The sequence below is a fragment of the Solemya elarraichensis gill symbiont genome, from assembly GCF_002021095.1.
Classification (GTDB): Bacteria; Pseudomonadota; Gammaproteobacteria; order Chromatiales; family Chromatiaceae.
In genome coordinates this window covers 1-6,897 of the sequence record NZ_MPRK01000085.1, presented here as the reverse complement: position 1 = coordinate 6,897, position 6,897 = coordinate 1, and the positions used below count along the sequence as shown (strand labels likewise).

Sequence of the window (6,897 nt, the reverse complement as noted above, 5' to 3'; positions counted from 1 at the left end):
GCTCTTTGCTACTCGGTTAACCATTAACGGTGAAGTTAGCATCGAACTGGTTATTGCCGCTATGATCGGCGCATACATGGCAATGAATATCGGTGCCAACGATGTCGCAAATAACGTCGGTCCTGCCGTTGGTTCGAAGGCACTAACACTGGTTGGTGCAATCATGATCGCTGTCATTTTCGAAGCTGCCGGGGCGATTGTTGCTGGTGGTGACGTTGTCAGTACCATCAAAAAAGGCATCATCAATCCATCATTAATTGCAGATAGTCAAACCTTTATCTGGCTGATGATGGCAGCGCTTTTGGCTGGTGCCATCTGGCTGAACCTGGCCACTGCTCTCGGGGCACCGGTATCAACCACGCATTCGATTGTTGGCGGTGTTCTCGGCGCAGGGATTGCCGCAGCCGGATGGGCGATTGCTGATTGGGGCAAGATGGCCCAGATCGCAGCAAGCTGGGTTATTTCACCGGTTCTTGGCGGTGTGATCGCAGCGTCCTTCCTAATTTGGATCAAACGCAGTATTACCTATAAGAAGGACAAGATTGCCGCGGCCAAGCGCATGGTTCCGTTAATGATTTCTATCATGGTCTGGGCGTTTAGCACCTACCTGCTGCTGAAAGGGCTAAAGAAGATATGGAAGCTTGATATTTTCATGGCTGGTGGCATCGGTTTTGGCATTGCCGTTGTAGCCTATTTCCTGATTGCCCCCTATATCGCCCGTTACGCCAACAAACTGGCAAATGAAAAGCAGAGCATCAACAAGCTTTTCACGGTTCCACTGATATTTGCTGCAGCACTGTTGAGTTTTGCCCATGGCGCCAATGACGTCGCCAACGCAGTCGGCCCCCTGGCAGCGATCAATGACGCTATTCTCCATCAGGGGGTCGCGTCAAAGGCTGAAATTCCGTTATGGGTCATGCTTGTTGGTGCTCTCGGTATCAGTGTTGGTCTCGCACTTTTCGGCCCTAAACTAATCAGGACAGTAGGCAGTGAGATTACTGAGCTTGACCAGATGCGTGCCTACTGCATTGCTATGGCCGCAGCAATCACGGTCATCATTGCATCGCAACTTGGGCTACCTGTTAGTTCGACACACATTGCTGTCGGTGGTGTCTTCGGCGTTGGCTTTTTGCGTGAATATCTCAAGTCGAGCTATGACAAGACGATCCAGGAGATCGAAGATCATCATACGGATGAGGATCAGTCTGTTGTTGAGGAATTCATGGAGAGGTTCGAATCAGCTCCCTTTGAAGATAAACGCCAGATGCTTGCACAGTTAAAAGTTCATAAGGCAGATGTTGACTTGCCTAAGAAAGATCGCAAGGAGTTAAAGCGTGTTTATCGAAAGGAACTGGTCAAACGTACCGCCCTGTTTCGCATTGCTGCGGCATGGGTCATTACAGTACCAGCTTCCGCATTCCTTGCAGCCATGCTGTTTTTTACAATCCGGGGAATGATGGTTCCCTGATGATCACGAATAGAAGCCCCATACAGGGGCTTCTATTTAATGCCGACTGCCCGTGTTATAATGTATATACAATGTAGCGCGAGACGCGTGTAGCATAAGGTGAGATTGATTTCTAATTCATTTGAACTGATTTCTATCAGCCAGGGAGGGCACTCCCTGATTTCATTGCAAATGATAATCACCATGACGGATACAAGGCTTCGATGATTCGCAAAATTCTGCTCCCCACGATTCTAGGCATACTTGCTTACGGATTCTGGATCAGCCCCGACTTTAAACAGATAGCCGCTGGTGTTGCGATCTTCCTGTTTGGCATGCTTGCGCTGGAAGAGGGGTTCAAGGCATTTACTGGCGGCCTGCTGGAAAATCTATTACGTCGTACGACGGATAAACTCTGGAAGAGCCTCAGTTTCGGGGTTGTAACGACAACCATCATGCAATCGAGTTCGCTCGTTTCGGTCATTACAATCTCATTTCTCTCGGCGGGCCTGATTCCGCTCGCGGCCGGAATCGGCATTATCTTCGGAGCCAACCTTGGCACGACAACAGGCGCCTGGCTTGTTGCGGGTTTCGGTCTCAAGGTGAAGATTTCCGCCTATGCGATGCCAATGCTGGTTTTCGGCATCATTCTGGTCTTCCAGAAGAGTCGTGAACTGAAAGGCATCGGTTATGTACTCGCCGGGCTCGGATTTCTGTTCCTTGGCATTCATCACATGAAAGAGGGTTTTGATGCATTCAAGGGCAGTATCGATCTGGCCCAGTACGCAGTTGCCGGTTATCCGGGAATATTCCTCTTCGCATTACTGGGGCTGGTGGCCACTGTTGTCATGCAGTCCAGTCACGCGACGTTGGTATTAATTATCACTGCCTTGGCAGCTCAGCAGATCACTTATGAAAATGCATTGGCACTGGCAATTGGTGCCAATATCGGTACAACTATTACAGCGATCATCGGGGCCTTGAGCGCTAACGTCGAGGGGCGGCGACTTGCAGCCGCGCATCTCATTTTTAATGTGGTCACTGCGGTTGTTGCAATTGCCCTTATCTACAAGCTCGCTATCGCGGTCGATAGTATCAGTGCCTGGCTCGGCATTGCTGAGACTGATTACACGCTAAAGTTAGCTGTTTTCCACACGTTGTTTAATGCACTGGGTATCGCGCTGATGCTACCGCTGATCGGCAAGATGGTGGAGTTTCTTGAAAAGAGATTCCAACGGCGTGCAAGAACCGCTGCAGAACCACGCTTCCTGAATGATGCTGCATTCGAACTGGGGGATACGGCAATCGAGGCAGTGCGTAAAGAGACGTTGCATCTCTATGATAATGCCTTCGATATTATTGCTTCAGGTCTCAGCCTTCAGGCTGATGAGATATTAGCTGACAGGTCGTTAGAGAACATTGTTACCGCATCACGTAAACCCATCACAATCGATATCGATAAAGAATACAACGACAATGTTAAAAATCTCTATGCTGAAATTGTCGGCTTCATCGGTGAGGCGCAAACCAGCATGACGTCAGACCAGGCCGATGAGCTGTTTGAATTGCGTGCAGCTGGCCGTGACATTGTTGAAGCAATTAAAGACACAAAGCATCTGCAGAAGAACCTGTCGAACTATCTCAACGCTGATAATATCGATATAAGACGCGAATATGATGATCTTCGACGTCAGGTCGCAAGAGTCATGAGGCAGCTCGATAATGTGCGTAAAGTGGGAGAAGATTCCGCGGCCATTCTCTCTATTGATACTCTGAAAATGGAGGTCAAGGAGACTGATAATCGATTTGACCAGAACCTGGATGGCTTGGTACGTAAGCATATGATCACTCCACAAATGGCAACATCGTTGATGAATGATGGAAGCTATGCGTATGATGTTTCAAAACACCTGATCAAGATGGGGGAGATCCTTTTTTCAACCGGTAGTATGGCGATTCGCGAAGCTGAACGCAGCCTGGCACTCGATGATGAGGAAATGGTGGTATTAATGGAAGAAGATGTAAATAACCAAACAGGTGTAAATCGATGAAATTGGCGAAAATAATCGATAAGGCAGAACGTTATATCAATACCGACGAGCGTAAGCGCAAGGAAAAGCGCAAGTGCCTGAAACACGTGTTGAAGAAAATCCGTCGTTACGAAAAGCAGCTCGAACAAGAACTTGAGAACGAACAAGATATAGACAAGCATAAGCGTATCAAAAAACGAATCAAGCTTGCACACGCCCAACGCAAGAAAGGGTTGGCAATGATGGATCAACTCAAGAAAAAACAAAAAAAAGGGAACGCTAAGGAGAAGTAGGCAGGCGACAATTACACTAGCAATGTCCGCTTTGGATCAGAAGCGGATAAAATCATTCATTGAAGACAATATGGAGAAACCTATGTCAAAAAAAACATCCAAAAAAGCACGTTCTATAAAGAAGGAAATCAAGACTCGTAAGGCCAAGGCATCTAAGCAGGAATCAAAAGTTAAAAAGCTGAAAAAGAAGCTGAAAAAGCTCTCTTGAGACAGGAGATAGTCAGGCAGGTACTGCTAGTTCAGTCCTGCCTGGCAGAGCGCTGAATGTTAGCTTTCGGCTATCGCCTTTCCATAACTCACCAAGGGACTTCCCGAAATCCATAATTCCTTGGTCATTCCACAAAAAACGGCCCATAATTTCTCATAAGCCGTAGATCTATATCGAAATTGAATGGTGGGCCGTCAGGGGCTTGAACCCCGGACCAAAGGATTATGAGACCAGGAACAGTCTCACTAAGTAGAAGAATCGTAACAGCTTCCTCGGCTGCCTCACCCTCGACCGAACTTCTTATTCCGAACCTTTCCGAACTTGGACCGAGACTGCCTATGTCGAGCTCCGAGGGGGAGGGGCTGAGAAACTGAGTGTATACTCATCATGAAGATAAACTATCCCAAATCCACAGGAGCTAAGTATTTGACATGATTCTGGCAATCCAATTAACCATTGCATATTAAGTAAAAAACGATCGATGCCGTACAATCAAAAAGCCACTCGCATCATAATAATGGGTGCTGCCGGTCGTGATTTTCATAATTTCAATATGGTCTATCGCGACAATCCTGACAACGAAGTGATTGCCTTTACCGCAACACAGATCCCGGATATCGCCGGGCGACGATATCCAGCTTCACTTGCCGGCCGCTACTATCCAGATGGTATCCCGATTCATGATGAATCCGAGCTCGATGCACTGTGTCGTAAAGAGAATATCGACAAAGTTGTGTTTGCCTATAGTGATGTCAGCCATGCCCTTGTCATGCACAAGGCTTCTGTCGCCCTTGCAGCCGGTTCAGACTTCGTGATGCTGGGCCCTGAACGAACCATGTTGAAGGCAAAAGTACCGGTTATTTCTGTCTGTGCGGTTCGTACCGGTTGTGGAAAATCCCAGACAACACGCTGGTTGTCGAAGCTTCTTAAGCAACATGGCCTGAAGGTTGCCGTTATTCGTCATCCCATGCCCTATGGTGACCTCGAGAGCCAGGCCATACAGCGTTTCACGTCAAGAAGCGATCTGGACGCTGCCGAATGCACGATTGAGGAACGTGAAGAGTATGAACCGCACCTGCTCCTGGGTAATGTTGTCTATGCAGGAGTCGACTACGCCGAAATTGTGGATCATGCCGAAAGTGAGGTGGATGTCATTCTGTGGGATGGCGGAAATAATGACTTCTCTTTCATCCGTCCTGATCTGCATATCGTCATGGTTGATCCACTCCGCCCAGGGCACGAGACAACGCATCATCCAGGCGAGGCTGTGCTGCGTATGGCAGATATCATTCTCGTCTCCAAGGTGAATTCGGCGTCGGATGCCGACATTCAGCAGGTGACCGATAATGCCCACAGGATCAGCCCGATAGCGCCAATTGTGCGCGGTGCCTCGCCGGTACAACTGGATGATCCCATGGCTGTATGTGGCAAGCGGATTCTCGTGGTAGAAGATGGGCCGACGATTACCCATGGCGGGATGCCCTATGGAGCAGGTTTTGTGGCCGCCACAGAGGCACAGGCGGCGGAAATCATAGACCCACGCAGCTATGCAGTGGAGGAAATTGCAGAAGTGTATGCGAAATATCCTCATATTGGCGCTGTGCTTCCTGCCATAGGTTATCATCCGTCACAGCTTCAGGCATTGCGTGAAACGATCAATGCGACAGATGTGGATCTTGTGGTAGCCGCGACCCCCTGCGATATCGGAGCGCTGATCGAAATAGACAAGCCTGTTATACGCGTGCGTTATGAATTCGCCGAGGTTGGTGAACCGGGGCTGGCCAGTCTGGTAGAGGAGTTCTTAAAGAAAAACAAACTCTGCTGATGTAACCTCGAGTCAGACCAAATCTCACTCAATCCCGGCAGGGGTCTCTATAGCATCCCTGGTAATCACAGTACCCGCTTCACCACGTATAATCGCTTGAGCATCCTTGAGCGCGCCAATACCGGAGATACCATCGGTCTTCTCGACAAACTCAATGGCCGCTTCGACCTTGGGCGCCATGGAGCCAGGCTCGAATGATAACTCCCTGATGGCCTGCGGTGAGATTTGCTTTATCGGACAGCTATTCGGTTTACCCCAATTCTTGTAGACAGCATCGACATCGGTAAGCATCAGGAGCATATCTGCATTTAGTTCCTGTGCCAGCAGTGAACTCGCAAGATCCTTGTCTATAACTGCTTCGACACCGATCAATGTACCATCTTCGCGGAGCACCGTGGGTATCCCGCCACCCCCCGCACAGATCACAATGATACCCTTGCTGATCAGCAGCTCGATGATGCCCAGTTCAAGGATGCGCCTGGGCCGCGGTGAAGGGACTACTCTGCGATACCAGTCTCCATCAGGTGCAACACTCCAGCCTCGACTGCTTGCCAGACTCTGCGCTTCACGCTCTTTATAGACGGGCCCAATGGGTTTGGTCGGGCGTGTGAACGCGGGATCATTCGGATCGACCTCGATTTGGGTCAGGAGGGTCGCACAATGACCGTCGGCAGGTAACAGGTTGCTTAATTCCTGTTCAATCATATAACCGATCATGCCTTCGGTTTCCGCACCAAGGATATCAAGTGGGTAGATTTCCTCTGGTTTATAGGCCGCACTCTGAAGTGCCAGAAGCCCTACCTGTGGGCCATTGCCGTGAGAAATCACTAGTTCGTGTTCACGCGCGATCGGTGCCAGTACCTCTGCTGCCGTTCGAATGTTGCGGCGTTGATTTTCAGCAGTTAGCGGTTCGCCACGACGTAGCAGGGCATTACCTCCAAGAGCAACCACAATTCTCACGGAGCGAACTCCAGCAGGCAGGGGAAGTTGCGTTTAACCGGGTACAGTGTCATTTCTCTAACCTCCTATAGTCATAGTGGGTGTGTGCCTGCCAGTTCCTGTAGCAGGCCCATATTATGGGTTAGATGATCCGC

6 protein-coding genes are annotated in these 6,897 nt (G+C 49.4%); 5 read left to right on the top strand and 1 reads right to left on the bottom strand.

The window, feature by feature from the left end; translation table 11 throughout:
* The 5 genes from BOW51_RS05760 to BOW51_RS05745 form a co-directional block, all read left to right on the top strand.
* Positions 1 to 1,468, top strand: a 1,468-nt coding sequence (locus BOW51_RS05760; RefSeq protein WP_135568088.1) for an inorganic phosphate transporter, incomplete at its 5' end; no start/stop codon positions are given.
* Positions 1,469 to 1,671: 203 nt separating this feature from the next.
* A complete protein-coding gene (locus BOW51_RS05755) occupies positions 1,672 to 3,498 on the top strand; it encodes a Na/Pi cotransporter family protein (RefSeq protein WP_078476865.1) in 1,827 nt (608 codons plus the stop codon).
* A complete protein-coding gene (locus tag BOW51_RS05750; protein WP_078476864.1) occupies positions 3,495 to 3,770 on the top strand; it encodes a hypothetical protein in 276 nt (91 codons plus the stop codon). The genes BOW51_RS05755 and BOW51_RS05750 overlap by 4 nt, the downstream gene beginning before the upstream one ends.
* An 82-nt stretch (positions 3,771 to 3,852) precedes the next feature.
* Positions 3,853 to 3,978, top strand: coding sequence for a hypothetical protein (locus tag BOW51_RS11785; protein ID WP_281252869.1), 126 nt, complete (start codon positions 3,853 to 3,855; stop codon positions 3,976 to 3,978).
* 481 nt (positions 3,979 to 4,459) lie between these two features.
* A complete protein-coding gene (locus tag BOW51_RS05745) occupies positions 4,460 to 5,803 on the top strand; it encodes a cyclic 2,3-diphosphoglycerate synthase (RefSeq protein ID WP_078476862.1) in 1,344 nt (447 codons plus the stop codon).
* A 24-nt stretch (positions 5,804 to 5,827) separates the two neighbouring features.
* Here the strand turns inward: BOW51_RS05745 and arcC are convergent, their stop codons facing one another.
* A complete protein-coding gene (arcC, locus tag BOW51_RS05740; RefSeq protein WP_078476861.1) occupies positions 5,828 to 6,763 on the bottom strand; it encodes a carbamate kinase in 936 nt (311 codons plus the stop codon).
* Between the last annotated feature and the right edge of the window lie 134 nt (positions 6,764 to 6,897).

What these genes read in the sequence shown, in the direction of transcription:
- BOW51_RS05755 (WP_078476865.1), top strand. Translation starts at nt 1,672, where the DNA reads ATGATTCGCAAAATTCTGCTCCCCACGATTCTAGGCATACTTGCTTAC.
- BOW51_RS05750 (WP_078476864.1), top strand. Translation starts at nt 3,495, where the DNA reads ATGAAATTGGCGAAAATAATCGATAAGGCAGAACGTTATATCAATACC.
- BOW51_RS11785 (WP_281252869.1), top strand. Translation starts at nt 3,853, where the DNA reads ATGTCAAAAAAAACATCCAAAAAAGCACGTTCTATAAAGAAGGAAATC.
- BOW51_RS05745 (WP_078476862.1), top strand. Translation starts at nt 4,460, where the DNA reads ATGCCGTACAATCAAAAAGCCACTCGCATCATAATAATGGGTGCTGCC.